This window comes from Pseudonocardia sp. NPDC046786, assembly GCF_040645415.1.
Lineage (GTDB): Bacteria > Actinomycetota > Actinomycetes > Mycobacteriales > Pseudonocardiaceae > Pseudonocardia > Pseudonocardia kongjuensis.
The window spans coordinates 49285-74601 of the sequence record NZ_JBEYYF010000016.1 but is presented as its reverse complement, the minus strand read 5'-3'; the positions used below and the strand labels follow the sequence as shown (position 1 = coordinate 74601).

General features: G+C 74.2%; 21 protein-coding genes and 1 pseudogene. 9 read left to right on the top strand and 13 right to left on the bottom strand.

Going from position 1 to position 25317, the window contains the following annotated elements; translation table 11 throughout:
- Positions 1-450 precede the first annotated feature (450 nt).
- The 6 genes from ABZ881_RS19940 to ABZ881_RS19915 all read right to left on the bottom strand — a co-directional run bounded on the left by ABZ881_RS19940 (position 451) and on the right by ABZ881_RS19915 (position 6204).
- A complete protein-coding gene (locus tag ABZ881_RS19940) occupies positions 451-975 on the bottom strand; it encodes an FxsA family protein (RefSeq protein ID WP_358486541.1) in 525 nt (174 codons plus the stop codon).
- A gap of 67 nt (positions 976-1042) precedes the next feature.
- Positions 1043-2788: a dihydrolipoamide acetyltransferase family protein gene (locus ABZ881_RS19935; protein ID WP_358486540.1), complete on the bottom strand. Its 1746-nt coding sequence runs from the start codon at positions 2786-2788 to the stop codon at positions 1043-1045.
- A 9-nt stretch (positions 2789-2797) separates the two neighbouring features.
- Positions 2798-3775 carry an alpha-ketoacid dehydrogenase subunit beta gene (locus ABZ881_RS19930; protein ID WP_358486538.1) on the bottom strand — a complete coding sequence of 326 codons (978 nt, stop codon included), beginning with the start codon at positions 3773-3775 and terminating at the stop codon, positions 2798-2800.
- On the bottom strand, positions 3772-4965 hold the full coding sequence (pdhA, locus tag ABZ881_RS19925; protein ID WP_358486537.1) for a pyruvate dehydrogenase (acetyl-transferring) E1 component subunit alpha: 1194 nt from the start codon (positions 4963-4965) through the stop codon (positions 3772-3774). Before pdhA ends, ABZ881_RS19930 begins: the two co-directional genes overlap by 4 nt.
- 213 nt (positions 4966-5178) lie before the next feature.
- Positions 5179-5511 carry an antitoxin gene (locus tag ABZ881_RS19920; protein WP_344030479.1) on the bottom strand — a complete coding sequence of 111 codons (333 nt, stop codon included), beginning with the start codon at positions 5509-5511 and terminating at the stop codon, positions 5179-5181.
- Between the two features lie 99 nt (positions 5512-5610).
- A complete protein-coding gene (locus ABZ881_RS19915) occupies positions 5611-6204 on the bottom strand; it encodes a peroxidase-related enzyme (RefSeq protein WP_358486535.1) in 594 nt (197 codons plus the stop codon).
- 150 nt (positions 6205-6354) lie between these two features.
- Between ABZ881_RS19915 and ABZ881_RS19910 the strand changes: the two genes are divergently transcribed.
- Positions 6355-6699: a hypothetical protein gene (locus tag ABZ881_RS19910; protein WP_358486534.1), complete on the top strand. Its 345-nt coding sequence runs from the start codon at positions 6355-6357 to the stop codon at positions 6697-6699.
- Between the two features lie 4 nt (positions 6700-6703).
- Here the strand turns inward: ABZ881_RS19910 and ABZ881_RS19905 are convergent, their stop codons facing one another.
- From ABZ881_RS19905 to ABZ881_RS19890, 4 genes are all read right to left on the bottom strand, one after another.
- Entirely contained in the window at positions 6704-8737 is a 2034-nt protein-coding gene (locus tag ABZ881_RS19905; protein WP_358486533.1) for a hypothetical protein, read from the bottom strand.
- A 402-nt stretch (positions 8738-9139) separates the two neighbouring features.
- Complete coding sequence (locus tag ABZ881_RS19900; RefSeq protein WP_358486531.1) at positions 9140-10960, bottom strand: phosphoenolpyruvate carboxykinase (GTP); 1821 nt, start codon at positions 10958-10960, stop codon at positions 9140-9142.
- A gap of 362 nt (positions 10961-11322) precedes the next feature.
- Entirely contained in the window at positions 11323-11670 is a 348-nt protein-coding gene (locus ABZ881_RS19895) for a hypothetical protein (RefSeq protein WP_358486530.1), read from the bottom strand.
- 136 nt (positions 11671-11806) lie between these two features.
- Positions 11807-13387, bottom strand: coding sequence for an MFS transporter (locus tag ABZ881_RS19890; protein WP_358486528.1), 1581 nt, complete (start codon positions 13385-13387; stop codon positions 11807-11809).
- Between the two features lie 139 nt (positions 13388-13526).
- On the opposite strand from ABZ881_RS19890, the gene ABZ881_RS19885 reads away from it, so the two are divergent.
- Both ABZ881_RS19885 and ABZ881_RS19880 read left to right on the top strand, forming a co-directional pair.
- A complete protein-coding gene (locus ABZ881_RS19885) occupies positions 13527-14090 on the top strand; it encodes a TetR/AcrR family transcriptional regulator (protein WP_344030507.1) in 564 nt (187 codons plus the stop codon).
- Between the two features lie 86 nt (positions 14091-14176).
- On the top strand, positions 14177-14641 hold the full coding sequence (locus ABZ881_RS19880) for a hypothetical protein (protein ID WP_344030509.1): 465 nt from the start codon (positions 14177-14179) through the stop codon (positions 14639-14641).
- A gap of 6 nt (positions 14642-14647) precedes the next feature.
- On the opposite strand, the gene ABZ881_RS19875 is transcribed toward ABZ881_RS19880, so the two are convergent.
- Together ABZ881_RS19875 and ABZ881_RS19870 are read right to left on the bottom strand one after the other, a co-directional pair.
- Complete coding sequence (locus tag ABZ881_RS19875) at positions 14648-14962, bottom strand: DUF6802 family protein (RefSeq protein ID WP_358486527.1); 315 nt, start codon at positions 14960-14962, stop codon at positions 14648-14650.
- Positions 14963-15056: 94 nt separating this feature from the next.
- Positions 15057-15836 carry a hypothetical protein gene (locus ABZ881_RS19870; RefSeq protein WP_358486525.1) on the bottom strand — a complete coding sequence of 260 codons (780 nt, stop codon included), beginning with the start codon at positions 15834-15836 and terminating at the stop codon, positions 15057-15059.
- A 316-nt stretch (positions 15837-16152) separates the two neighbouring features.
- On the opposite strand from ABZ881_RS19870, the gene ABZ881_RS19865 reads away from it, so the two are divergent.
- The 4 genes and pseudogenes from ABZ881_RS19865 to ABZ881_RS19850 all read left to right on the top strand — a co-directional run.
- Entirely contained in the window at positions 16153-17145 is a 993-nt protein-coding gene (locus ABZ881_RS19865) for a glycosyltransferase family 2 protein (protein WP_358486523.1), read from the top strand.
- A gap of 54 nt (positions 17146-17199) precedes the next feature.
- Positions 17200-18204, top strand: coding sequence for a glycosyltransferase family 2 protein (locus ABZ881_RS19860; RefSeq protein ID WP_358486521.1), 1005 nt, complete (start codon positions 17200-17202; stop codon positions 18202-18204).
- The gene (gene trmB / locus ABZ881_RS19855) at positions 18197-18970 is read left to right on the top strand and encodes a tRNA (guanosine(46)-N7)-methyltransferase TrmB (RefSeq protein ID WP_358486519.1); all 774 of its coding nucleotides are present in this window, start codon (positions 18197-18199) and stop codon (positions 18968-18970) included. The genes ABZ881_RS19860 and trmB overlap by 8 nt, the downstream gene beginning before the upstream one ends.
- Before the next feature lie 619 nt (positions 18971-19589).
- Positions 19590-20657 (top strand): annotated as a pseudogene (locus ABZ881_RS19850) (nitric oxide synthase oxygenase); the annotation flags it as partial.
- A gap of 25 nt (positions 20658-20682) precedes the next feature.
- Here ABZ881_RS19850 and ABZ881_RS19845 read toward each other — a convergent pair.
- Complete coding sequence (locus tag ABZ881_RS19845) at positions 20683-21255, bottom strand: PadR family transcriptional regulator (protein WP_344030526.1); 573 nt, start codon at positions 21253-21255, stop codon at positions 20683-20685.
- A 143-nt stretch (positions 21256-21398) separates the two neighbouring features.
- Between ABZ881_RS19845 and ABZ881_RS19840 the strand changes: the two genes are divergently transcribed.
- The gene (locus tag ABZ881_RS19840) at positions 21399-22913 is read left to right on the top strand and encodes a class I adenylate-forming enzyme family protein (protein WP_358486517.1); all 1515 of its coding nucleotides are present in this window, start codon (positions 21399-21401) and stop codon (positions 22911-22913) included.
- On the top strand, positions 22906-25317 hold the full coding sequence (locus ABZ881_RS19835; protein ID WP_358486516.1) for a xanthine dehydrogenase family protein molybdopterin-binding subunit: 2412 nt from the start codon (positions 22906-22908) through the stop codon (positions 25315-25317). Before ABZ881_RS19840 ends, ABZ881_RS19835 begins: the two co-directional genes overlap by 8 nt.

The following is a 25317-nucleotide window of genomic DNA, read 5'->3' as shown; positions in this document are numbered from 1 at the left end:
CATCCGCTGATCCGGGCCGACGACCAGGTGCCGGGCCCGACCGGCGCGACGGACCGCCCGTCACCGAGAGTGAGATCGGTCGGGTGTCGCCACTGTTCCGGCGTCGCCCGGTCGACACCGCGCCGACCGTCCGTGAGACGCGGGGACCTGAATCACACTGCTGTAGTCACGATCCGGTGGCCTCGGCCGACCGACCTTCCGGAACCGGCCGCGACCAGCGAATATGGTGACCGAATACCAGGTCGCACCCGTTCCCGCCCCCGGAAGGAAGCGCCGTGACCCGACGTCGTGGACGGCACCGTGCCGCCGAGACGCACCACTCGACGTTGCGGATGCGCCCGAATACGCAGCGTCGTCGCCGGCTGGAGAGCCTGCGGAATCTGCTCGCCGGCACCCGGCCCGGCTGGTGATCGCGGCGGGTGCCCGACGGCGCCCCGCCGATCCGGTCGGTCACGCCGGTCGGTCACGCCGGTCATTGTCGACGATCTCGCCCTCGACCACCGGTCCGCCGCCGGCGGCGGGACCGGTGATCGTCGGCTGCCCGGTCGGCCGGTACGGCCGCGGCTCGGTCACCGTCTCGCCGTCGACCACGGTCGCGCCGTAGCGGATCCGCGCGGTGCGCAGGCCCGGTGCCGCGCGCTCCGCCGCGTGGACCATCCGCCGGCGGGCGAGCGCGCGGGTCGGCGGGAACACCAGCGCCAGCCCGAGCAGGTCGGTGATCAGGCCGGGCAGGAACAGCAGCACGCCGCCGATCGCGATCAGCAGGCTGTCGGTCGCCTCCTCGTGCGCGAGCTTCCCGCGCTGCACCGCGGCGCCGAGCGCCCGCGCGGCGCGGATCCCCTCGCGGCGGGCGAGGAGCAGGCCCAGCACGGACCCGGCGAGCAGCACCAGCATGGTCCAGCCGGCACCGATCCAGGACGCCAGCGCGACGATCGCGAGCACCTCGAGCACGATGTAGAGCAGCACGAACGGCATGTCCTGGTAACGCGCGACGGCGCCGTTCTGCTCCCGATCCGTCCGAATCCGCCCCGATCGGCGGCTCCTACCAGGTGAGCGCGACCCCCGGATCCTCCAGCAGGGCACCGACGTCGGCGAGGAACCGGGAGCCCTCGGCGCCGTCGACGATCCGGTGGTCGAACGACAGCGCGAGCTGGCAGACGGTGCGCACGGCGAGCTCGGCGTCGACCACCCAGGGCGCCTGCTTGATCGAGCCGACGGCCAGGATGGCGGACTCGCCAGGGTTCAGGATCGGCGTGCCGGTGTCGACGCCGAGCACGCCGACGTTGGTGATCGTGAACGTGCCGCCGACCAGGTCGGCGGGTGCGGTCCGGCCGGCCCGGGCGGTCTCGGTGAGCTCGGTCAGCGCCTCCGCCATCGGGCGCAGCGCGAGCCGGTCGGCGTCGCGGATCTTCGGCACCAGCAGGCCGCGCGGGGTCGCGGCGGCGATCCCGAGCTGTACCCGCTCGTAGTAGACGATCTCACCGGCCCGCTCGTCCCAGGTCGCGTTGACCGCGGGGGTGCGGGCGGCGGCGAGGCAGGCCGCCTTCGCGACGAACGCGAGCGGGGTCAGCTTCACCCCGGCGAACTCGCGCGATCCGCGGAGCCGGTCGCGCAGCGCCATCATGCCGGTGACGTCGACGCTGAGGAACTCGGTGACGTGCGGTGCGGTGAAGGCGCTGGCGACCATCGCGGCGGCGGTGGCCTTCCGGACGCCGCGGATGGGCTCCCGCCGGTCGCCGGCCGGGGCCTGCGCGGCGGCGGGTGCCGGTGCGCTGGCTCCGGTGGGCCCGGTGGCCGGTGCCGCCGTCGTCCCGGCGCCGGTGCCTGCCGGGCCCGCCCCGGCGCCCGGGGTGGCCGGGGCGGCCGGGGCGGCCCCCGCGCCCGGCGCCGCGGATGCGGCCGGGCCCCCGGTGGCGGCCGGGCTTCCGGCTTCCGCCGGGGCGGCTGCTCCGGCCGCGGCGGCGTGCACGTCGTCGCGGGTGATCCGGCCGTGCGGGCCGGTCCCGGTCACCGCGCGCAGGTCGACGACCAGTTCCCGGGCGAGCAGCCGGACCGGTGGGGGTGCGAGCGGCACGAGCGCCGCGACCGGGCCTGCAGCGCCGACCGCACTCCCGGTGCCGACCGCACTCCCGGTGCCGACCGGATCGGCCGGGCCGGACTCGTCGAACAGGCCGGCGGTGTCGGGGGCGGTGCGGTGGGCCCCGGGTGCGGCCGCACCGACCGGGCCCGCACCGGGCACCTCGGCGCGGACGTCCGCCGCCTCACCGGGCCCCACCGCGGCGGCCGCGGCCACCCCGGCCGGGACGTCCGGCTGCGCGGACGCGGGCGACCCCGGCTCGCCGGCGGGTGCGGGCGATCCCGGCGCACCGGCAGGCGCAGCGGCGGTCGCACCGGGAGCGCCGGAAGCACCGGGCGCGCGCCGTGGCCGGCGACGCACCGAACCCTGCCGCGGGCCGTACCCGACCAGCGTGGCGATCCGGCCGTCCTTGCCCGCCTCACCGATCTTCGCGCCGGCCTCCTCCTCGGCGGCCCCGCCGGAACCGGAACCGGGGGTGTCGATGGCGATGATCGGCGTCCCGACCTCGATCGTCGCGCCCGGTTCGGCCAGCAGCTCGCCGACCGTGCCCGCCCACGGCGAGGGCAGCTCCACGGCCGCCTTCGCCGTCTCGATCTCGACGATCACGTCGTTGACCTGGATCGTGTCGCCCGGAGCGACCCGCCAGGTGACGATCTCGGCCTCGGTCAGTCCCTCGCCCACGTCGGGCAGGTTGAACAGCTCACGCGTCATCGGGGTCCCTCACCAGGCCAGCGAACGGTCGACGGCGTCCAGCACCCGGTCCAGGTCGGGGAGGTAGTCGTCCTCCAGCCGGGACGGCGGGTAGGGGGTGTCGAAGCCCGTCACCCGCAGCACCGGGGCCTCCAGCGAGAAGAAGCACTCCTGCTGGATCCGGGCGGCGACCTCGGAGGTGATCGAGGACTCGGACGGTGCCTCGGACACCACGACCAGCCGCCCGGTGCGGCGCACCGACTCCGCGACCGGCCCCAGGTCGAGCGGGGACAGCGTGCGAAGGTCGATCACCTCCAGGTCCTGGCCGTCCTCGGCGGCCGCGGTCGCGGCCTCCAGGCAGGTCTTCACCATCGGGCCGTAGGTGGCGACGGTGAGCGTCGAGCCGGGGCGGACCACCCGCGACGAGTGCAGCGGCGGGGCCGCGGCGAGGTCCGGATCGACCGTCCCCTTCTCCCAGTACCGCCGCTTCGGCTCGAAGAAGATCACCGGATCGTCGCCCGCGATCGCCTGCTGGATCATCCAGTGCGCGTCGGCCGGGGTGGCACAGGCGACCACCTTCAGGCCCGCGACGTGCGCGAACAGCGACTCCGGCGACTCCGAGTGGTGCTCGACCGCGCCGATCCCGCCGCCGAACGGGATCCGGACGACGACCGGCACCGGCACCGTGCCCTGGGTGCGGTACCGCAGCTTGGCGAGCTGGGAGACGATCTGGTCGTAGCCGGGAAAGACGAACCCGTCGAACTGGATCTCGCAGACCGGCCGGAAGCCGCGCACGGCGAGCCCGATCGCGGCGCCGATGATGCCGGACTCGGACAGCGGGGTGTCCAGCACGCGCTGCTCGCCGAAGTCCTTCTGCAGCCCGTCGGTGATCCGGAAGACGCCGCCGAGCCTGCCGACGTCCTCACCCATGATCAGCACCTTGGGGTCGCGCTCCATCGCGGCGCGCAGCCCGTCGTTGAGGGCCTTCGCCATCGTGGTGGTGCTCATGCCTGCTCCCCCTCGCCGGTGAAGGAGGCGTGGTAGGCGAGGTACTCCGCGCGCTGCGCGTCGACCTGCGGGGACGCCTCGGCGTAGACCTCGGAGAACATCCGCTCCGGGCCCGGCTGCGGCATCGCCCGGCAGAACGCGCGGAGCCGCTCGCCCAGCTCGTTCGCCTCGGCGTCGACGGCCTCGAAGAACTCCTGTTCGACGCCGTGCCGGCGGGTCAGGTGCACCCGGACCCGCTCGATCGGGTCCTTCAGCTTCCACAGCTCGACCTCGTCGGCCAGCCGGTAGCGGGTGGCGTCGTCGGAGGTGGTGTGCGAGTCCATCCGGTAGGTGAACGCCTCGATCAGGACCGGCCCGTTGCCGGTGCGGCACTCGTCGAGCGCCCAGCGGGTGACGGCGAGGCAGGCGAGGACGTCGTTGCCGTCCACCCGGACACCGGGGAAGCCGTAGCCGCGGGCGCGCTGGTAGAGCGGCACCCGGGTCTGGCGCTCCAGCGGGACCGAGATCGCCCACTGGTTGTTCTGGCAGAAGAAGACCAGCGGCGCGTCGTACGCGGCGGCCCAGACGAAGCCCTCGTGCACATCGCCCTGGCTGGTGGCGCCGTCGCCGAAGTAGCAGATCGTCGCCTCGCCGGTGTCCGGGTCGCCGACCCTGCCCTCGAAGCGCTGGCCCATCGCGTAGCCGGCCGCGTTCAGGCACTGGTTGCCGATCACGATGGTGTACGGGTGGAACCTGCGGCCGGTGAAGTCCCAGCCGCCGTGGTCGGTGCCGCGGAAGATGCCGAGCAGCTCGGTCGGGTCGATCCCGCGGGTCCACGCGACGCCGTGCTCGCGGTAGCTGGGGAAGCACATGTCGGTCGGGCGCAACGCCCGGCCGGACCCGATCTGCGCGGCCTCCTGGCCGAGCAGCGGCACCCAGATCCCGAGCTCGCCGTGCCGCTGCAGCGAGTTCCCCTCGCGGTCGGCGCGGCGGACCAGCACCAGGTCCCGGTAGAGCGACTTGAGGTCGTCCAGGGTCACGTCGGCGGTGTAGCGGTCGAAGTGCTCGTGGTGCACCCGCTCGCCCTCGGGCGTCAGCAGCTGGACGAGCTCGACCCCGCCCTCGTCGACCCCCTTCAGCCCGGCGACGACCTGCTCGCGGCTGGGCCGCGACCGCGGATCCCCCGGTACCCACGCCTGCGGTTCCTCCACGGCGTACCTCCTCGGTGTCGCCGGGCCGGGGTGACCGGCCGGCGGTGTCGGCGCCGTGACCCGCACGGGTGGGCGGGTCAGGGACGCTCCTGCGTCGTCCCCGATCCTGGCACGGGACCGGGCGCCGGGACAGCTCGTGCGGCGCGGCCCACCGGGTGTCCACATGCGACGGCCCCGGCACCGTCACGGTGCCGGGGCCGGTCGCGGGCGGACTCAGGCACCCTGCTGGTTGCCCGGGTTCGGCGGCGGGAACGCGGGCGGCTGCTGAGCACCGCCGGGCTGCTGCCCGTTGCCCGGCGCGGGTGGCGCGGGCGGGGTGGTGCCGGGCGTCCCGTAGCCGTAGCCGGGCTGCGGGATGCCTGCGGCGTCCTTCGCCTTGCGTGCGACGCCGGCGATCTGGTTGGTGTACTTGCCGCCGGTCTGCTTGTCGACGAACTGGGCGGCCGAGTCCAGCGCCTTCCCGGCCTTGTCCGGGTTGGAACGGGCGTAGCGGCGGGCGGCCTCGGCCGCGCCGGCCAGGACGACGAGTCGTCGGAACAGGGACATCGTGACGGACCTCCGTGACGGGTCGCGGCAACTCGGCGTGCCGCGGGCTGTCGAGCCCACGGTAGGGGAACGCGGCGCTGCGGGCAGGAAGTTCCCCCCTCAGCCGCGCGGCACCCGTCCCAGCAGGAAGAACTCCGGGTTGGGGCGCAGCGCGGTCAGGTGCGCGAGCCGGTTCGACATGGCGAACAGCGCGGTGATGGCACCGACGTCCCAGATCTCGTCGTCGGTCAGACCGGCGGCGCGGGCGGCGTCGAGATCGGACTCGGTGAGCGACTCCGACCGGCGGGCGACCAGCAGTGCCAGGTCGACGATCGCCCGCTCGCGGTCGGACAGCTCCACCGCGTACGGGTTGGTCGCGACCCGGTCCGCGAACTCCGGGTCCCGGTACCGGATGCGCAGGATCGCCCCGTGCGCGACCACGCAGTAGGTGCAGCTGTTCGCCCCCGAGGTGGCGACGACGACGAGCTCGCGCTCCGCCTTCGACAGCCCGCCCGCGTCAGGGGCGGGCTCCATCAGGGCGTCGTGGTAGTCCAGGAACGCGCGCAGCTCGGCGGGCCGCCTGCCGAGTGCCCGGAACACGTTCGGGACGAAGCCCGACTTCTCGGCGATCGCGCCGATCCGCTCGGCCAGGTCCGGCGGGAGCTCGTCGGGATCGACGTGTCCGAACCGGCTGACCTCGTGCTGCTGTGCCATGACCGGCGACGCTACCCGGCGCGGGCGGTGCAGCCGGGTGTCGCGATCGCAGGCGGGCGGGTACCCGTCGGCGGTGGCGATCCCCGGTGACGGGCCCCGTGACCGGGAGGGACTTTCCGGACGGATCCGGATCGGGGACCATGTGCCCGCATGGGAGTCCCGAAGCAGGTGCGCGAGCAGCTCGCGGCGTGGTGTGCGGGGCTCGTCCCCGAGCCGCAGCGCGAACGCCGCCGGATCGGTTACACCACCGCCGGCGGCACCGTCACGATCCTCGACCGCAGGCCACCCGCGTTCCCCGAGCTGGGCGCGGCCTGGTCGTCGACGTCGCTGGCCCGGCTGCGGGCCGACGACCCGGAGCCCGGCCGGTGGACGCTCTACCTGCCCGCCGATCCGGCGTCCGGGGAGCGGTGGGAGCGCGCGCAGCCCCCGGCCGACGACCCGTTCGTGCTGCTCGACCGGGTCGCCGACGGGATCCGCGCGGTCGGGTCGAGCTGAGCCGCTAGCGCTCGTCGCCCGCGGGGCGGGCCGCCGGGGCCATCGCCGACGGCGCGGACGGCCGCTGGTCGTGACCGGCCGACGCCGAACGCGGCGCGGGCACCTCGGGCCCGGACCGCTCGTCGGCCGGGCCGGACTGCTCGGGCACCGACGAGGCAGGCGGCACCGCGGGCACCGCCGCGCGCTCGTCCGGATCGGGGCCGGCCGGCTCCGCCATCCCGGTGCCGCGCAGGAACCGGGCCGACGCCTGGTTCAGCACCTCCAGCAGGGTGGTCCCGGAGGACTCGGCCCGCGGCTCGTCGCCGACGACGGCGAGCATCCGCGGTGCGGCCGCGGTGAGCAGCAGGCCGTCGGCCTGCATCGATCCGGTCCCCAGCACCACGACGACGTCGGTGGAGTCGGCGGGCGGCAGCGCGGCGAGCAGGTCGTCGGTGGACGGGACGGCGATGAGCCCGAACCCGCGGGCGCCCCGCGCCGCCTGCGCGGCCCAGGCCAGCGCCAGGTCGCGGTGGGTTCCGGCGAGCTCGCCGAGCAGCGTGTCCAGCTCGTGCCGGTCGGCGACCTCGCGGCGGGCCCGGCCGATCTCGCCGAGCGCCTCGGCGTAGGCGTCCGGGTCGTGGGCCCGGACGGCGGCGACCGCCGCGGCGTGCTCCGGCGCCATCGCGCCGAACGGCACGGACCCCTCGCACGCCTGCGCGAACCGCTCCAGCTCGTCGACCGCCTCGGCCGGGTCGCCGTGCTCGTCGTAGTCGACGATGGCCCGGCCGACCCGCTCCGCGGTGTCCAGGTCGGGCACCGACACCGGCGAGTTCTGCTGCAGGAACAGCACGTCGTGGCGCAGCGCGCCGACCGATCGCGCGGTCGCGGCGATCCGGTCCAGGGTGTCGGTCAGCTCCGGCAGCTCGTCCGCCGAGCGGGGGATCGGCAGCCCGAGCAGCGCGCACAGGCGGGCGATCTCGTCGTCCCGGCGGGCCAGGTCGAGGTGGTTGACGATCGCGGCCACGTGGTCGTAGGTGTACGGCTCGCCGCCGGCCACCCGGAACCGCTCCAGCATCGGCTCGGCGTCGCGCTGCGGCTGCGGCCGGAAGTAGGACCGGATGCGGCCGCCGCCGTCGAGATAGTCGAGGTAGTACCGGATCACGTCGTCGCCGCCCTCCGGCAGCGGCTCCAGCACCTGCACCGGCGGACCGGCGGCGAAGCGCACCCGGTCGTCGCGCTGGCGGGCGGCCAGCCCCTGCAGCGACTCGAACTCGGAGCGCAGCCCGCCGTGCACGAGCCGGCCGACCACGTCGCGCAGCCGATCGGCGTCCGGCTCGCCGGCCAGCGAGCCGAGCGAGCCGACGACGCAGCGGGCGACCTGGGTGACGGCCGCGCGGCGCTCGGCGTCGAGATCGCGCAGCAGGCCCGGGAGCACCCGCGCCTCACCGCTCCCGTCGCCGTCGGTGCCGTCGACCACCCGGTCGGCCCGCCGGCAGCAGGCCGCCACCTCGGCGTGCGACGGCAGCGCGCCCTCCGGGGGCAGCTCCTGGTCCGCCCTGGCCGACCGGTCGCGGCCGACCGTCGCCAGCAGCCTGCGCAGCCGGCGCAGGTCGATCGAGGACAGCCCGGGCAGCCGGTCCACGATCCGCCCGCCGAGTGCGGCCGGGAGCGCGGCGCGCACCGCGCCGAGCCGCTCGGCGTCCGCGCCGGTCAGCAGGATCCGCATGCCCTGGTCGGCCAGCTCGGCGAGCGCCCGGGCCAGCTCGTCGGTCCCGGTGTCGGACAGCACGACCAGCGGTTCGTCGCCGAGCACGCCGGCCAGCGTCTCGGTCTCGTCGCCCGCGGACCGCGGCCGCGGCGGGACCGGCGAGTTCAGCGAGGCGGAGAGGATCCGCAGACCCGCGGGCACCCGCTCGGCGCGCAGGTCGCCGACGATCCGGGTCGTCGCCGCCCGCACCGCCGGTCCACCGCGCCCGCTGCCCGCCAACCGTTCGACGAACGCGACGAGCGCCTCCGTGTCCGTGCCCTCGGACACCCGGACATCCAGCATCTCGCTCACACCTCCGCCGTACCAGCAACGCCGTACCGGGGACGGCGCTCACGGTGTGTATCGCCGTGGCGCGCCCGGCGTTCCGCCTCCCCGCCTGCTCCGTCCGGCCCACCGCCGTTCGCGATCACGATCCGCGACGGACGGGAACCCGAACGGGCACACGACGGCTCGGCGGCACGCCCGTGCCGGTCCTGTCGCAGGCTACCCGGCGCGCCGTCGCGGCGCTCCGACCTGGCGGAACTCCCCGGTGGCACGACCCACGCAACCTCCGGGGTCCACACTGGGTGACGACGCGCCGTCCAGCACTGCTCCATCGGCGTGAAATCTCTCTCCGTCACCGATCGCGGGCCCAATGTGACGAAACCCCCGGCGGCCGGACGGCCGCCGGGGGTTCGGTCCGGTCGGGGATGCTCAGAGGCCCAGGCGCTGCTTGAGCGCCTCGAACTCGTCGCGGATCGAGGACGGCAGGTTGTCGCCGCCGATGGTGGCGAACCACTCCTCGATCAGCGGGATCTCGGCCTTCCACTCGTCGACGTCGACGGCCAGCGCCTCGGCGACGTCGGCCTGGTCGGCGTCGACGCCGTCGAGATCGAGCTGATCGATGGTGGGCACGTAGCCGATCGGGGTCTCGACGGCGGCCGCCTTGCCCTCCAGTCGCTCGATGCACCACTTCAGGACGCGGCTGTTCTCACCGAAGCCGGGCCACAGGAAGCGGCCGTCGTCGCCGCGCCGGAACCAGTTGACGTAGAAGATCTTCGGCAGCTTGTCCGCATCCGCGCCCTTGCCGACGTTCACCCAGTGCGCGAAGTAGTCGCCGACGTTGTAGCCGAGGAACGGCAGCATCGCCATCGGGTCGCGCCGGACCTGGCCGAGCCCGCCGGCCGCGGCCGCGGTCTTCTCCGACGACATGGTGGCGCCCATGAAGGTGCCGTGCTGCCAGCTGCGCGCCTCGGTGACCAGCGGGATCGTCGTCTTGCGGCGGCCTCCGAACAGGATCGCCGAGATCGGGACGCCCTGCGGGTCGTCCCACTCCGGGGCGACGACCGGGCACTGCTCGATCGGCACGGTGTAGCGGGAGTTCGGGTGCGCGGCGTCGGTGCCGGACTCCGGGGTCCAGTCGTTGCCCTTCCAGTCCGTCAGGTGGGCGGGATCGCCCTCCAGCCCCTCCCACCAGACGTCGCCGTCGTCGGTCAGCGCGACGTTGGTGAACAGCGCGTTGCCCTGCTCGATGGTGCGCATCGCGTTCGGGTTGGTCTTCCAGTTGGTGCCCGGCGCGACGCCGAAGAAGCCGAACTCCGGGTTGATGGCGTAGAGCCGGCCGTCGGCACCGAAGCGCATCCAGGCGATGTCGTCGCCGACGGTCTCGGCCCGCCAGCCGGGCACGGTCGGCTGCAGCATCGCGAGGTTGGTCTTGCCGCAGGCGCTCGGGAACGCGGCGGCCACGTAGTACGCCTTGTCCTCCGGGCTGATCAGCTTGAGGATCAGCATGTGCTCGGCGAGCCAGCCCTCGTCGTGCGCCATCGAGGAGGCGATCCGCAGCGCGTAGCACTTCTTGCCGAGCAGCGCGTTGCCCCCGTAGCCGGAGCCGAAGCTCCAGATCTCCCAGGTCTCCGGGAAGTGGCTGATGTACTTGGTCTCGTTGCACGGCCAGGCGACGTCGGCCTGGCCCTCCTCCAGCGGGGCGCCGATCGAGTGCAGCGCCTTGACCCAGCGGTCGCCGGCGGTGTCGAGCAGCGGGACGACGCTCGCGCCCATCCGGGTCATGATCTTCATCGAGATGACGACGTACTCGGAGTCGGTGATCTCGACGCCGATCTTCGGGTCGTCCGAGTCGATCGGCCCCATGCAGAACGGGACGACGTAGAGCGTCCGGCCCTTCATCGAGCCCCGGTAGAGCTCGGTCATGGTCTGCTTCATCTCGGCCGGCGGCTGCCAGTTGTTGGTCGGCCCGGCGCCCCGCTCGGTCTCGCTGCAGATGAAGGTCCGCTCCTCGACCCGGGCGACGTCGTCGGGGTCGGACGCCGCGTAGAACGAGTTCGGCTTCTTCTCCAGCCGGGTCAGGGTGCCCGCCTCGACCAGCTGGTCGGTCAGCCGGGTCCACTCCTCCTCCGACCCGTCGCACCACACGACCCGGTCCGGTGACGCAAGCTCGGCGATCTCCTGCACCCAGGCCACGACGGCCTGGTTGGTGGTCGGTGCCTTGTCGGTTCCCGGAACGGTGGCTGCAGTCATGTCGTCCTGTTCTCCTCGCCGGCCCCGGCCCGCCGCCCGGGGAAGTCTTACGAGCCCGTACCGATCATCGGCACGGGCCTGTGCGGGAAAAGGTGGAAACCGAGGCTACCCGCGGAATGGACCCCTACCCATGGCATCTCTTGAGAGGTCAGGCACAACACCGATCATGTAAATCGATCCAGTAGGCCGCCGTGGACGCCGACGTCCTTCCTGGTGACGGGCTTGTCACACGAACGCAACCCGATGCGGGTGACGGATTCGACGACCTCACAGGACGATTGAGCGGAAATGCGCAAGCAGGCTTCGCCGAACTACATCCGCGCAGTCGGAACGGTCCGATTCAACGTATTGATCCGACGTAGTTACGCATTCTGCGTGCCGAAGGGGGTGCGGACTGGCTCGGCCGGGGTCCGCGCGAACTCCGGGACCATGATCGGCAGCCGGTGCGCGGTGATGTTCCAGTAGCGGGTCACCGGGTCGGCCGCCCGCCAGGCGTCGGCCAGCCGGACGACCGCGTCCGGGTCGATGCTCCGCCGCGGCCGGGGCCGCATCCCGCAGCGCTGCCGGACGCCGGCGTCCAGTGCCCGCCAGGCGTCCTCGGCGGTGGTGTGCACCGACACCTCGGGCCCGGACCCGCGCTCGTCGGCACCCGGCTCCTCGTGTCCCCCACCCAGAACCAGCGTGTAGGCACTGACCACCTCGTACGGCACGGATGTCTCCCACGGCGTCGGCGGCTGTCCCGGTGTAGTCAACCAGCCGGTCGACGGCACACCGCCGGGGCGCCCCGGCGGCGGCCCCGGGCCGGCGGGGACCCCGGGGATCCGGCCCGCATCCCCGGGGCACCGGTCAGCGACCGGAACGCTGCAGCGCCCGCTCCGGGATCCCGGACGCGCCGGCGGCCAGCACGGCCCGGTGCGCCCGCCACAGGCCGGTCCCGGCCGTCACCAAGACGACCGCGACGATCGCCGCGGCCACCCCGACCGCGAGGTCGACACCCGCCACGAACGCCTCCCGGCCGGACGCCAGCAGCTCGCCGGCCGGGCCCGCGGGCAGCGACCGGGCGGCCTCGACGGCGCTGCCGAGCGTCTCGCCGGCCGCCGCGGGCGCGCCGCCGGGCAGCACCACCGCGTCCCGGTACACCGCGGAGAGCACCCCGCCGACGACCGCGGTGCCGAACACCGCGCCCACCTCGTAGGCCGTCTCCGAGACCGCGGACGCGGCGCCCGCCTTCTCCGGCGGGGCGGCCGCGAGGATCGCGTCGTTGGTGACCGTCTCGGACAGCCCGATGCCGGCGCCGATCAGCACCGCCGCCGTGGTCAGCAGCACCGCCGAGTCGACCTGCAGGAACAGGCTGACCGCGAAGCCCGCGAGCACCAGCGCCAGCCCGACCGACACCAGCTGGTGCAGAGCGAACCGACGGGCCAGCCGGGCCGCGGCGAGTCCGGCCACGATCGTCACCAGGAAGCTGGGCAGCAGGAGCAGCCCGGCCTCCAGCGGCGACGAGCCGAGCACCAGCTGGAGGTACTGCGCGGCGAAGAACAGCAGCCCGGTCAGGCCGAACATGGTCGTCGCGTTGGCCAGCGCGCTGTAGCGGAGCACCGGCCGGGCGAACAGCTCCAGGTCGATCAGCGGATCGAGCCCGGCCCGGACGCGCCGCCGGTAGTGCAGCACGAACCCGACCGCGGCCGCGGCCCCGACCAGCACCGACGCCGCGGCGCCCGGGCCGAACCCGGACGAGCCGATCAGCTTGACCGCCAGCACCAGCGGGCCCATCGCGAGCAGCGACAGCAGCACGCCGACCAGGTCGAGCCGGCCCGGGGACGGCTCCCGCGACTCGGGCAGCAGGAACGGCGCGACGACGAGCAGCAGCGCCATCGGCGGCACGCTCATCACGAAGATCGATCCCCACCAGAAGTGCTCGAGCAGCAGGCCGCCGACGATCGGGCCGAGCGCGGCGCCCGCGGCGAAGCCGGTCGCCCACACGGCCAGCGCGAGGCGGCGGTGCACCCGGTCGACGAACACGGTGCGCAGCAGCGCCAGCGTCGAGGGCATCAGCATCGCGCCGAACACGCCGAGCAGCGCGCGGGCGGCGACCAGCTGCCCGGCGGACGTCGCGAACCCGGCGGCCAGCGAGACCACGCCGAAGCCGGCCACGCCGATCATCAGCAGCCGTCGGCGGCCGATCCGGTCGCCCAGGGTGCCCATCGTGACCAGCAGCCCGGCCAGCACCAGCGGGTAGATGTCCACCACCCACAGCAGGGTCGACGCGTCCGGGCTGAGCGCCGCGCTGAGCTCGGGCAGCGCCACGCCGAGCACCGTGTTGTCGATCGACACCAGCAGGGTCGGGATCACCAGCACGGCCAGCGCGAGCCAGGCGCGGGCCCCCGGGCGCTCGACCGGGACGGTGCTGACCTCGGGCCGTGACATCTGTCTTCTCCTCCGTGAACGCCGCACGACGGCTTTACCGTCCAGACGGTACGGTACTATACCGTCCAGACGGTACAGTGCACTCGTCGGGCCGCCCTGTGCGCGGAAGCACCGACGGGCACGTGGGTAGCCTTCGCGGATGGCGGAGCGGCGGAACGCAGGACCACCGGCCCGCGACCGGGTGCTCGACGCGTACGAGACGCTGCTCATCGAGCAGGGGCCGGGCGGGGCCACCCTGGACGCCGTCGCGGCGAGTGCCGAGGTCTCCAAGGGCGGGCTGCTCTATCACTTCTCCTCGAAGGAGTCGCTGGTCGGCGGGCTGCTCGACCGGCTCCGCGAGCGCAGCGCGCGCGACGCCGAGCGGATGCGGACCGATCCGGACGGCGCCGTCGCCTACTACCTGCGCACCTCGGTGCCCGGCGGCGAGTCGCCGGTCGGGCTGACCCGCACCTACCTGGCCGCGCTGCGGATCGCCGACGGCAGCACCGCAGGCGCACCGGCCCGGGACGCACTGGCCGCGGTCGACGCCGACGGTCTCGCCGCGCTCCGCGAGGAGATCGAGGACCCGGTCCTCGCCTGGCTGGTGCAGCTCGTGGGGGACGGCCTCTACCTGCGCACCCTCACCGGGGCACCGCTCACCGGCGGCGTCTCGCCGGACGAGCTGCACGCCCGGCTCCGGAAGCTGATCACCGACCGGTCCTAACCGGTGAACCATCCGCGCGCACAGCGCGTCGGAGCGGTCGCACAGGGTAGGCTCGGACCCTGCTCACGCACGGGGAGGGGCCCACTGTGGAGGGAACCGCCAGCTACCTGACGTTGGTCGTGATCGGCATTCTGATCACGGTCGGTGTCGGCCAGATCCTGTTGCGCTCCGGTCAACCGTTCCTGGACGACGTCTTCCAGAACAAGGAGAGCGCCCACTCCATCAACCGGCTGCTGGTGGTGCTGTTCCACCTGCTCACGCTCGGCGTGCTCGGGATGATCTCGGTCATCGACGTGCCCGCCGACGCTGGCACGGCCCAGACCGTGGTGTTCAAGATCGGTGTGGTGCTGCTGCTGGTCGGCATCGCCTACGGCGTCTCGATGCTGGTGCTGCTGCGGATCCGGGAGCGCCGTCGGCAGCAGGCCGTGTCCGCCGAGATCGACCAGAAGCTCGCCGAGCAGCGCCGCGGCCCCGGCCGGTTCCGGCGCGGTGGCGGCGGCCCGGCCCCGGAGAGCGAGGCCCGGACACCGTCCGAGCAGCCGGGGGACTGAGCCGGGTCACCGGTCCCCGCCGGGATCGGTGAGCACGTCCGGCGGTCCGGCCGCCGGATCGGCCGGACCCGGCCGGACGACGCGATCGGCCAGGCCGTCGCGGTCCAGGTCGATCCAGAACGACGTGCCGGTGGACCCGTCGACGACCAGCGTGTCCGGCAGGCCGTCCCGGTCGGTGTCGTGCGCCGCGGGACCGCTCACCGGTACCGCGGCGCCGGGGACCGGGCCGGTGTCCGCCTCCGGCCGCACCGGCGCCCGGGCGACCTGAACCGAGCTCCACCACGGCGGGGCGGCCGCCGCACCGGCCGCGATCCCGGACACGCCGCACGACCGGCGCCCCGGGCGAACCGGCCGGGCACCGGCCGGACCGGTCCGCGGGTCCGGCGCGGGGACCGGGCGCCCGGCCGCAGCCGGGTCAGGCCGCACGGTGTGTCCCCGGGCCGGACGGCGTCCGGTGCCACGGCGCCGACCGTCCCCCGACGACGAGCTCGGCGTCCAGGGTCCGCCGGATCAGCTCCCGGTCGGCGGCGGCGAGCACCGCCGCGCGCACCCGGTGCGCGATCTCCCGGGCCCGGGCGACCCGGGCCGCCCGCGACCGGGCGGCGACGCCGGCGCCGCCGAGCAGCACCAGCCCGGACAGCACGAGCAGCAGCCCGGGGCCGGCGGCGGGCAGCAACCGTCCGGCGCCGAGCAGCCCGGAGAGCAGGGCGCCGGGCAGCAGCGTTCCTGGCAGGAGGGTTCCGGTCAGCAACGTTCCGGGCAGCAGGGCGCCGGACACGAGGAGACCGGCCACGCCCGAGCCCGGGGGGCGCCGGGCCGGGCCGGACCGCCGGGTACGCACCGCCCGGCCGGATCGCCGGGCACGCGACGGGCCGGGCCGCCGGGATCGGGGCGGGCGGTGCCCGGGCACGGCATCGAGGGCCGCCAACGCCGCCGACACCAGGACCGGGCCGCAAGTCGGTGACCCAGCGTGAGTGATGTGCGTCACCCATTGCCCCGGACGTCCCAGTGCCCGCGGCGCGACCGCGCGGCGCATCGGCGGACCCGCACGGCGCGCCCAGCCGTCGTCGAGATCGCGGGCCGGCCGGTCCAGCGCGGCCGCCCACCAGCCGGCGTCGCCGGCCCGGCCCGGCCGGCGCACCGCGACCTCCACCAGCCCGTCCACCTGCGAGGACAGCGTTGCAGCACAGTCCATCCTGGCCAGTGCGAGCAGCGGGCGAAGCTCACCGAGGGGGTCCGTCCGGCGTCGTCGGATCGACATGGTGAGAGCCTGTCGGGCACCAGCGGCGACCGGATGCGTAGGACTGCGCAGCGGTCCCCCTGAGCCCCACCGGCGTCCCGGACGCGGACCGAACCGGACGCCGGACACGGACGAATCAACCGACCGGGGCAACCCCCCGGGTGGTCCGGACGTCTGCACAGTCGGGTCCGAGAAGCTGCCCGACACGAGAACCGCAACCAGACCGTGACACCGTCGTTGAACGAGTAGAGCGGACCTGTATGGAGGAAGTGTGAGCGCCGTTACGCCCGCCCGCCCGGCCGTCACGCCCGAGTCGAGCGCACCCGCGCGACCCGGGCCCCAGCCCGGCCCCGGCACGGGACAGACGTCCCTCCCGGCGAGTCCTGCCCGACCGACGAACGGTGCCGCCCGCGCGGCCCAGCCGACCCAGTCGGCCCAGCCCCTCCAGCCGGAGGGCCCCGAGGGCTTCCGGCGCCCGCGGCCCCGGCCCGCGCCGCGCCGCAGCGCGAACCCGGCCGTCTCGGTCATCGTCCCGACCCGCAACGAGGCGCGGAACCTCGAGATCGTGCTGCCGGCCATCGCCGCGGTGCGCCCCGCGGTGCACGAGGTGATCGTCGTCGACGGCAACTCGACCGACAACACGGTCGCCGTCGCCCGCCGCACGCTGCCCTGGGCCCGCGTGATCACCCAGACCCGCAAGGGCAAGGGCAACGCGATGGCCTGCGGCTTCACCGCCGCCACCGGCGATGTCCTGGTGATGTTCGACGCGGACGGCTCGGCCGACCCGAACGAGATCCCCGGCTTCGTCGACGCGCTGGTCAACGGCGCCGACTTCGCCAAGGGCAGCCGGTTCTGCAAGGGCGGCGGCTCGGACGACATCACGCTGCTGCGCAAGACCGGCAACGCCGGCCTGAACGGCGTCGCGAACCGGCTGTTCGGCACCCGCTACTCCGACCTCTGCTACGGCTACAACGCGTTCTGGGCCGACCTGCTCCCGCAGCTCGAGCTCCCGGACCCGGCCGCGCCGCAGCCGGAGGACGGCTCGATGCTCTGGGGCGACGGCTTCGAGATCGAGACCGTGCTCAACTGCCGGGTCGCCGCCGCCGACCTGAAGATCACCGAGGTGCCGTCGATCGAGCGTGAGCGCATGTTCGGCGAGACGAACCTGCGGACCTTCGCGGACGGTACCCGGGTGCTGCGTACCCTGATGGCGGAGCACCGTCGCATGGAGCAGCGCCGCAAGGCGTCCGGGTACGCCCGCTAGAGCGCTGCCGGCGCGGCCCGCCGCGGAACCAGCAGCACGAGGAGCGAGTACGTCGTGAGCGACCTGCCCACCGCCAGCGTCGTCGTCTGTGTCTACACCGAGAAGCGCTGGTTCGACATCCGGTCGGCCGTCGAATCGGTGCTGGCCCAGGACGTCGCGCCGCTGGAGACGATCGTCGTCGTCGATCACAACGACCGGTTGTTCGAGCGCGCCGAGCGCGAGTTCGGGCCGCTCGGGGTCGTCGTCGTCGCGAACGACCGGATGCAGGGCCTGTCCGGCGCCCGCAACACCGCGCTCGACCTGGCCTCCGGCGAGGTCGTCGTGTTCCTCGACGACGACGCCAGCGCCCGCCCCGGCTGGCTCCGCGCGCTGCTCGCCCCCTACGCCGATCCGGACGTCATCGGGGTCGGCGGGATCGCCCACCCGCGCTGGCCGGACGGCCGCCCGCGCACCCTGCCCGGCGCCGCGCCCGCCGATCCGGACGCCACCGGCGAGCTGGACTGGGTCGTCGGCTGCACCTACACCGGCCAGCCCACCGAGCGGGCCGAGATGCGCAACCTCATGGGCTGCAACATGTCGCTGCGGGCCGAGGTGTTCAAGCGGGTCGGCGGGTTCGCCGAGGACATGGGCCGGATCGGCAAGAACCCGCTGGGCTGCGAGGAGACCGAGCTCTGCATCCGCGCCCGGCAGGCCTACACCGCCGACGGCCGCACCCCGCGGATCCTGTTCGAGCCGAAGGCCGCGGTCGACCACCGGGTCTCCGACGACCGCGTCTCCTGGCGCTACCTGCTGCGCCGCGGCTGGGCCGAGGGCATCTCCAAGGCCGCCGTCTCGAAGGTCGTCGGCACCGGGGACTCGCTGTCCACCGAGAGCAGCTACACGCTGAAGGTGCTCCCCGCGGGCGTGCTCCGGGAGGCGCGCGAGCGCAATCCCGCCTCGGCCGCCGCGATCGTGGCCTGCTTCGGCGTCACCGCGGCCGGCTACATCCGGGGCCGGCTGCCCGGCGCGACGGCGCACGTGCGGCTGCCCGCCGCCGGCCGGAACACCACCGGTGCCTGATCGGGCGCTGACCCCGGACCGGCCGCACGACAGCCGGATCCGCTCGTACGTCCACCAGCGGGTCCGGCTCTCCGACGGCCAGGAGTCGGCCTGGCGGAGGTTGTGGCCGGTGCTCGGCGGCGAGGTCGCGGACGTGCTCCCCGAGCCGGGCGGCCGCTGGGACCCGCACGCCGCGTTCGGCCGGACCGCCCCGCTGGTGCTGGAGATCGGTTCCGGCATGGGGGAGACGACGGCCGCGCTCGCGGCGGCCGAACCGGGGATCGACCACCTGGCCGTCGAGGTCTACGAGCCCGGCCTCGCCCAGCTGCTGATGCGGGTCGAACAGCTCGGCCTGGGCAACCAGCGGGTGCTCCGCGGCGACGCCGTCGAGCTGCTGGAGCGGGCGGTCGCGCCCCGATCGCTGAACGGTATCCGGATCTTCTTCCCGGACCCGTGGCCGAAGCGACGGCACCACAAACGGCGGCTGGTGCAGCCCGGGTTCGTCCGGCTGGCCGTGTCCCGGCTGGTCCCGGGCGGCCGGTTGCACCTGGCGACCGACTGGCCGCACTACGCCGAGCAGATGCGCAGAGTGGTCACCGCGGAGCCCGACCTACGGCCGGACGGCGCCTTCCCGCCGGGGCCGGACGGGTGGCAGGAGCGGCCCGAATGGCGTCCTACCACAAAGTTCGAGGAACGTGCCCGGATCGAGGGTCGCCCGGTACGGGACCTGTTGTACGTCGCCGACCACAGAAGCGCCCCCAGTGACATACGGAGAGTGACCGACTAGGGTCATTGTTCCCCCCGACACACATCCCCGCCCGAGTGACCCCAGAAGGACGCCCGTGACGACGGTGGAGCACGCCGCGAGCAACCAGCCTGCGCCCGCGCGACCGACCCAGCCGGTGCGCCGGCCGGCCGGTTTCCGCCCCAGCCCCACCCCCCGCTCCACCGACGCCCAGCCGGGCACCGCCGAGGAGTCCGGGTCGTCCGCCGGTCAGCAGCAGCCCGAACCGGACACCCGGGCGGTCGCGATCGTCCCGCTGGCGGGTGCGCTCGACGCCACCACGGCGACCCCGGCCCGGACCGGCGTCGAGGCCACCACGGTCGTCGGCCCCGCCGCGCTGGGCCGCACGGTCCGTACCGGCGGGACGGCCGCCGTGGAGGGCGCCACCGTCGCGGTCCCGCTGCGCAGCACCGGGGCCACCGTCACCACCCGGGTCGAGGCGCCCGGCATCGCCGCGACCACGGTCGTCCCGGCGGCGGGCACGGCGGGCTCGGCGACCACCCGCACCCCGGCGGCCGGCGCCACCGGCTGCCCGGTCACCGGGCACGGGCGGTCCGGCGGGCACCCGGTCGCCGCCGGCGTCCCGGACGAGCGCGATCCGCAGCCGGTCGACCCGAAGGCCGCCGAGGAGTTCCTCCGCCAGGTCTACACCGAGACCGAGCCTGGGCTGCCGCTGACCGAGCGGCTCCGGCAGGTGCTGGGCGAGATCGACCGGCGCGGCGTCTACACCCACACCGCGCACGAGCTCGGGTTCGGCGCGCGGGTCGCCTGGCGGAACTCGGCGCGCTGCATCGGCCGCCTCTACTGGCAGTCGCTGCAGGTGCGCGACCTGCGGCACCTGAGCGACCCGGCGGACGTCGCGCAGGAGAGCGTCGGGCACCTGCGGGCCGCCACCCGCGGCGGCCGGATCCGCTCCACGATCACCGTGTTCGCGCCGGACGCCCCCGGTCGGCCCGCCCCGCGGATCCGCAACGACCAGCTGGTGCGCTACGCCGGCCACCGCAGCCCGGACGGCACCGTCGTCGGCGACCCGACCCAGGTCGACTTCACCGACCGGGTGGTCGAGATGGGCTGGCCGCGACCGCAGCCGCTCGGCCGGTTCGACGTGCTGCCGCTGCTGATCACCGGCGCGGACGGCCGGTCCCGGCTGTTCGACGTGCCGCCGGACGCCGTGCACGAGGTCCCGCTGCGCCATCCCGAGCACCCGTGGTTCGCCCGGCTCGGGCTGCGCTGGCACTCGGTCCCGGCGATCAGCAACATGCCGCTGGAGATCGGCGGCGTGGTCTACCCGGCCGCGCCGTTCAACGGCTGGTACCTCGACACCGAGATCGGCGCCCGCAACCTGGCCGATCCGGACCGCTACGACCTGCTGCCGGAGATCGCGAAGCGGCTCGGGCTGGACACCCGCTCGGTGCGCACCATGTGGAAGGACCGGGCGATGGTCGAGCTGGTCCGGGCGGTGACCTACTCGTTCGATGCCGACGGCGTCACCATGGCCGACCACCACACCGAGTCCGAGCGGTTCCTGCGGCACCTGGAGAAGGAGGAGGCCGCGGGCCGGAGCTGCCCGGCGGACTGGAGCTGGATCGTGCCGCCGATGTCCGGTGCGCAGACCCCGGTGTTCCACCGCTACTACGACGAGCCGGATCCCGACCTGCGGCCCGCGTTCCTGGAGCCGCACCGGATCTGACCGGAGCCGGCAGCCGTCGGGCCGGTCAGATCGGACCGCGGGGGTCCCGCTCGGCCCGGTCGCGGCGCAGCCGGTCCAGGTCGCCCTCGGCCAGCGCGGTCCAGAACCGCAGCGCCGCGTGCTCCATCTCCAGCCCCAGCTCGAGGGTGATCATGCGGGGCTCGGCCCATCCCTCGGCGCCGTGCCGGTCGACCATGGCCTCGTAGATGCCGATCCGCTCCTCGTGCTGGCGGATCTGCTCCCGGGCGAGCTTGTCGACGTCCTCCGGTGAACCCGCCTCGTTGAAGAACAGCTTGAGCTCGGCCACGTCGCGCATCTCGAAGTGCTCGGGTGTCGGGGCGGCCAGCCACTCCCGCAGCGCGGTCCGGCCCGCCCCGGTCAGCGAGTACGTCTTGCGGCGGCGACCGCTGTCCTCGGTATCGAGGGCCAGCAGGCCGGCCTCGGCGAGCCGGTCCGGCTCCGAGTACAGCTGCGCGTGCGGGAAGTGCCAGAAGTAGCCGACCGATCGGCTGACCGCCCGCTTCAGGTCGTAGGGCGTCGACGGCCCGCGCAGCGCGATCATGCCCAGGACCAGGTACGACGTCGTCGACAGCCGCATCCGCTCTCCTTAGGACCGGTCCACCGGCAGGGACCCGACTGTAGCCGGGCGCTCCCGGCGCTCCTCGTCCGCCGAGAACAAACCTTGCCAGGGCAATAGTCTGAATCGTATGGTCTGAAACATATGGACGACGAGGAGGTCGCATGGACCTGGTGACGACGCTGCGCTGGGCTGCCGAGCGCAACCCGGAGCGGACGGCGGTCGCCGGCGCGGGGCGCCGGCTGACCTACCGCGAATGGGACGCCCGCACCGACCGGCTGGCCGCGGCCCTGAGCGCGAACGGGGTGGGCCGGGGTGACCGGGTGGCGCTGTTGATGCACGGCGGCGAGCAGCTGGCGAGCCTGCACCTCGCCGCCCAGAAGCTCGGCGCGGTCTCGGTGCCGCTCTCCACCCGGTTCGGGGTCCCGGAGCTGACCTACTGCCTCGACGACGCCGACGCGCGGCTCGCGATCGCCGACTCCGCGCACGCCGACCGGGTCGCCGAGGCCGGGATCACCGACCGGTTGCGCACCGTCGCCGAGATCGACGCCACGGCGCAGCGGCAGGACGCGCCGGTCGCCGCGGCGACGCCGCAGGCCACCGACCTGAGCGTGATGCTCTACACCTCCGGGACCACCGGGAAGCCGAAGGGCGTGCCTCGCACGCACGGCGCCGAGCACTCCGCCGCCGTCGCCCACGTGATGCAGACCCGGCAGCGGCAGGGGGTGGCCACCCTCGGCGTGATGCCGCTGTTCCACACGATGGGTCTGCGCACCCTGCTGGGATCGATCGTCGTCGGCGGCACCTGGGTCGGCCAGCCCGCTTTCGACGCCGAGGAGTCGATGCAGCTGATCCTCGACGAGCGGATCGGCTCGCTCTACCTGGTTCCGACGATCTACTGGTCACTGCTGCGCACCGGCCGGCTCGGCGAGGCCGGCGCGCTCGACAACCTCGCCTACGCCGGGGCGGCGATGACCCCGTCGCTGGCCGAGCAGCTCGTCGAGGAGCTCGCACCGATCTCGTTCGTCAACCACTTCGGCTCGACCGAGATCTACACCTTCACCATCGGCCCGGACGTCGCCGCCAAGCCCGGCTGCGCGGGCCGGGCCGGGCTGTTCTCCCGGGTGCGGCTGATCGCACCGGACGCGGACGCCCCGGTCGACGAGCAGGTGAAGCCCGGCGAGCAGGGACAGGTCATCGTCTCGATGGAGTCGATGGAGGCGTTCGGCGGCTACTGGCAGCGGCCCGACGCGAACGCCAAGGCGATCCGGGAGGGCTGGTACCACACCGGCGACCTGGCCGTCGCCGACGACGACGGCGACCTCTGGGTCTCCGGCCGCACCGACGACATGATCAACTCCGGCGGCGAGAACGTCTACCCGGACGAGATCGAGTCCGTGCTGGCCCGGTGCCCCGAGATCGACGACGTGTGCGTGGTCGGGCTGCCCGACGAGCGCTGGGGGCACGCCGTCAGCGCGTTCGTCGTCCCGGCCAGCGGGGCCGACCCGATGGTCGCCGCCGAACGCGCGATGGCGTTCGCGCGGGAGCACCTGCCGTCGCTCAAGCGCCCGAAGCGGATCATCGCCGTCGACGAGGTGCCGCGGTCCGGGGTCGGCAAGACCCTGCGCCGCACCCTGGTCGCGGGGGACTACCGGGCCAGGGGCGAGTTCCGTGCCTGAGCACCCCGAGCACTGGACCCCGAGCCGGGACGAGGACGCCGCGCTGGTCACCGGCCGCGGCGCGTTCCTGGACGATCTCGATCCGCTCCCCGGCACGCTGGTCGCCGCCGTCGTGCGGTCCAACCGTCCGCACGCGCGGCTGCGGTCGGTGGATCTCACCCGCGCCAGGGCACATCCCGGGGTGGCCGCGGTGATCGGGCCCGACGAGGTGCGTGCGGCGCTGCGGCCGTTCCCGCTCTCGACCGGTGTACCAATGCCCTACCTGCCGACCGGGGTCGACAAGGTGCGCTTCGTCGGGGAGCCGATCGCCGTCGTCGTCGCCACCGACCGGTACGTCGCGGAGGATGCTGCGGAGCTGGTCACGGTCGACTACGAGGATCTCGGCGCGGTCACCGCCGCCCGCGCGGCACTGGAGCCCGGCGCCCCGCTGCTGCACACCGACGCCGGGACCAACGTGGCCACCGACCGCACCTTCTCCTTCGGGCCGGTCGAGGAACGGTTCGCCGACGCGGCCCACGTGGTGACCGGGACCTACGACTTCCCCCGCTACTCCTCGGTGCCGATGGAGTGCTACTCGGTGATCGCGCACTGGACCGAGCAGTCCGGCGGGCCGTCGGTCGAGGCATGGGCGAACTTCCACGGGCCGTTCTCCATGGTGCCGGTGATGGCCGGCGCGCTCGGCCTGCCCACCTCGCAGGTGCGGCTGCACGTGCCCGCCGACATCGGCGGCAGCTTCGGGATCAAGGCGGGCATCTATCCCTACGTAGTGCTGATGGCGCTGGCCTCGAAGCACGCCGGCACCCCGGTGCGCTGGTCCGAGGACCGGGTCGAGCACCTGATGGCCAGCTCCACCGGGGCCGACCGGGCGATGACGTTCTCCGCCGCGGTGGCCGCCGACGGCACGATCACCGCCCTGCGCACCGACCTGATCGACAACGTGGGCGCCTACCTGCGCCCACCGGAGCCCTCCACGCTCTACCGCTGCTACGGCAACATCACCGGCCCGTACACGATCGACGCGGTGCAGATCCGGGCCCGCGCGGTCGTCACCAACACCATGCCGACCGGGCTGAACCGCGGGTTCGGCGGCCAGCAGCTCTACTTCGGCCTCGAACGGCTGCTGGACGAGATCGCCGATGCGACCGGGCTCGACGTCGTCGAGGTGCGGCGCCGGAACCTGGTGACCGCGTTCCCGCACGAGACAGCCACCGGCGGCGTCTACGACTCCGGCGACTACGCCGCCGCGCTGGAGCTGGCGGTGAAGAACGCCGACCTGCCCGAGCTGGAGAAGCGCCGCGACGAGGCGCGAGCCCGCGGCGGCTGCTATGGGATCGGTACCGCGCTGGTCGTCGACCCGTCCGGCACCAACATCGGCTACGTCGGTCTCGCCACCCCGGCCGAGCAGCGTAGGCCGGGCCGTGGAAAGTCCGGCTCCACCGAGCACGTCCGGATGTCGGTGGACCTCCAGGGGACCGTGACCGTGCTGCTCGGCTCGGTCCCGCAGGGGCAGGGGCACGCCACGGTGGCCCGCCGGATCGCCGCGCAACGGCTCGGGCTGCCGCCCGACCGGGTCCGCGCGGTGATCGACATGGACACCGCGACCACGCCCTGGACGGTCACCTCCGGCTCCTACTCCTCGCGCTTCGCGCCGCTGGTGACCAGCGCCGTCGTCGCGGCCGCCGACACGATCGCGACGACGGTGAAGGCCGCCGCCTCGACCCTGCTCGACGGCGCCGACCCGGCCGAGCTGTCGCTGGTCGACGGGCACGTGGTGCACCCCGACGGCCGCGGCGTCACGTTCCGGCACGCGGCAGGCGTCGTGCACTGGGATCCGGCCGCGCTGCCCGAGGGCGTGCCCGCCCGGCTCTACGCCGAGGCCGAGTTCTCGCCGCGCGAGACCCGGGCCGCCACCGCCGACGACCGGATCAACTCCTCGCTCTGCTACGGCTTCGTCGCCGAGATCGTCGCCGTCTCCATCGACCCGGACACCCTGGAGATCACCGTCGACCGGGTGTCCTCGGTGCACGACGCCGGCACCGTGCTCGACCAGACCCTGCTCGACGGGCAGGTCCACGGCGCGCTGGTGCACGGCCTCGGCGGCGCGGGCTATGAGGAGTTCACGCACGCCCCGTCCGGCCAGCCCACGTCGGCGACGTTCCTCGACTACCTGTGCCCGACCAGCGCCGAGGCCGGGTTCGAGCTGCGCACCGACCACGTGGTGACGCCGTCACCGCTGACCCCGCTCGGAGCCAAGGGCTGCGGCGAGGGGTCGTCCATGAGTTTCCCGGTCGCCTACGCCAACGCCGTCGCCGACGCGCTGGCCCCGCACGGGATCACCGTCACCTCGCTGCCCCTGCACGGCGAGGTCCTGCACCGGAAGTTCACCGAGAAGGAGCGTTCCTGA

Excerpts from the sequence above, each read along its gene's own strand:
- ABZ881_RS19940 (WP_358486541.1), bottom strand. The coding sequence starts at position 975 with ATGCCGTTCGTGCTGCTCTACATCGTGCTCGAGGTGCTCGCGATCGTC.
- ABZ881_RS19935 (WP_358486540.1), bottom strand. The coding sequence starts at position 2,788 with ATGACGCGTGAGCTGTTCAACCTGCCCGACGTGGGCGAGGGACTGACC.
- ABZ881_RS19930 (WP_358486538.1), bottom strand. The coding sequence starts at position 3,775 with ATGAGCACCACCACGATGGCGAAGGCCCTCAACGACGGGCTGCGCGCC.
- ABZ881_RS19920 (WP_344030479.1), bottom strand. The coding sequence starts at position 5,511 with ATGTCCCTGTTCCGACGACTCGTCGTCCTGGCCGGCGCGGCCGAGGCC.
- ABZ881_RS19915 (WP_358486535.1), bottom strand. The coding sequence starts at position 6,204 with ATGGCACAGCAGCACGAGGTCAGCCGGTTCGGACACGTCGATCCCGAC.
- ABZ881_RS19910 (WP_358486534.1), top strand. The coding sequence starts at position 6,355 with ATGGGAGTCCCGAAGCAGGTGCGCGAGCAGCTCGCGGCGTGGTGTGCG.
- ABZ881_RS19900 (WP_358486531.1), bottom strand. The coding sequence starts at position 10,960 with ATGACTGCAGCCACCGTTCCGGGAACCGACAAGGCACCGACCACCAAC.
- ABZ881_RS19890 (WP_358486528.1), bottom strand. The coding sequence starts at position 13,387 with ATGTCACGGCCCGAGGTCAGCACCGTCCCGGTCGAGCGCCCGGGGGCC.
- ABZ881_RS19885 (WP_344030507.1), top strand. The coding sequence starts at position 13,527 with ATGGCGGAGCGGCGGAACGCAGGACCACCGGCCCGCGACCGGGTGCTC.
- ABZ881_RS19870 (WP_358486525.1), bottom strand. The coding sequence starts at position 15,836 with ATGGACTGTGCTGCAACGCTGTCCTCGCAGGTGGACGGGCTGGTGGAG.
- ABZ881_RS19845 (WP_344030526.1), bottom strand. The coding sequence starts at position 21,255 with ATGCGGCTGTCGACGACGTCGTACCTGGTCCTGGGCATGATCGCGCTG.
- ABZ881_RS19840 (WP_358486517.1), top strand. The coding sequence starts at position 21,399 with ATGGACCTGGTGACGACGCTGCGCTGGGCTGCCGAGCGCAACCCGGAG.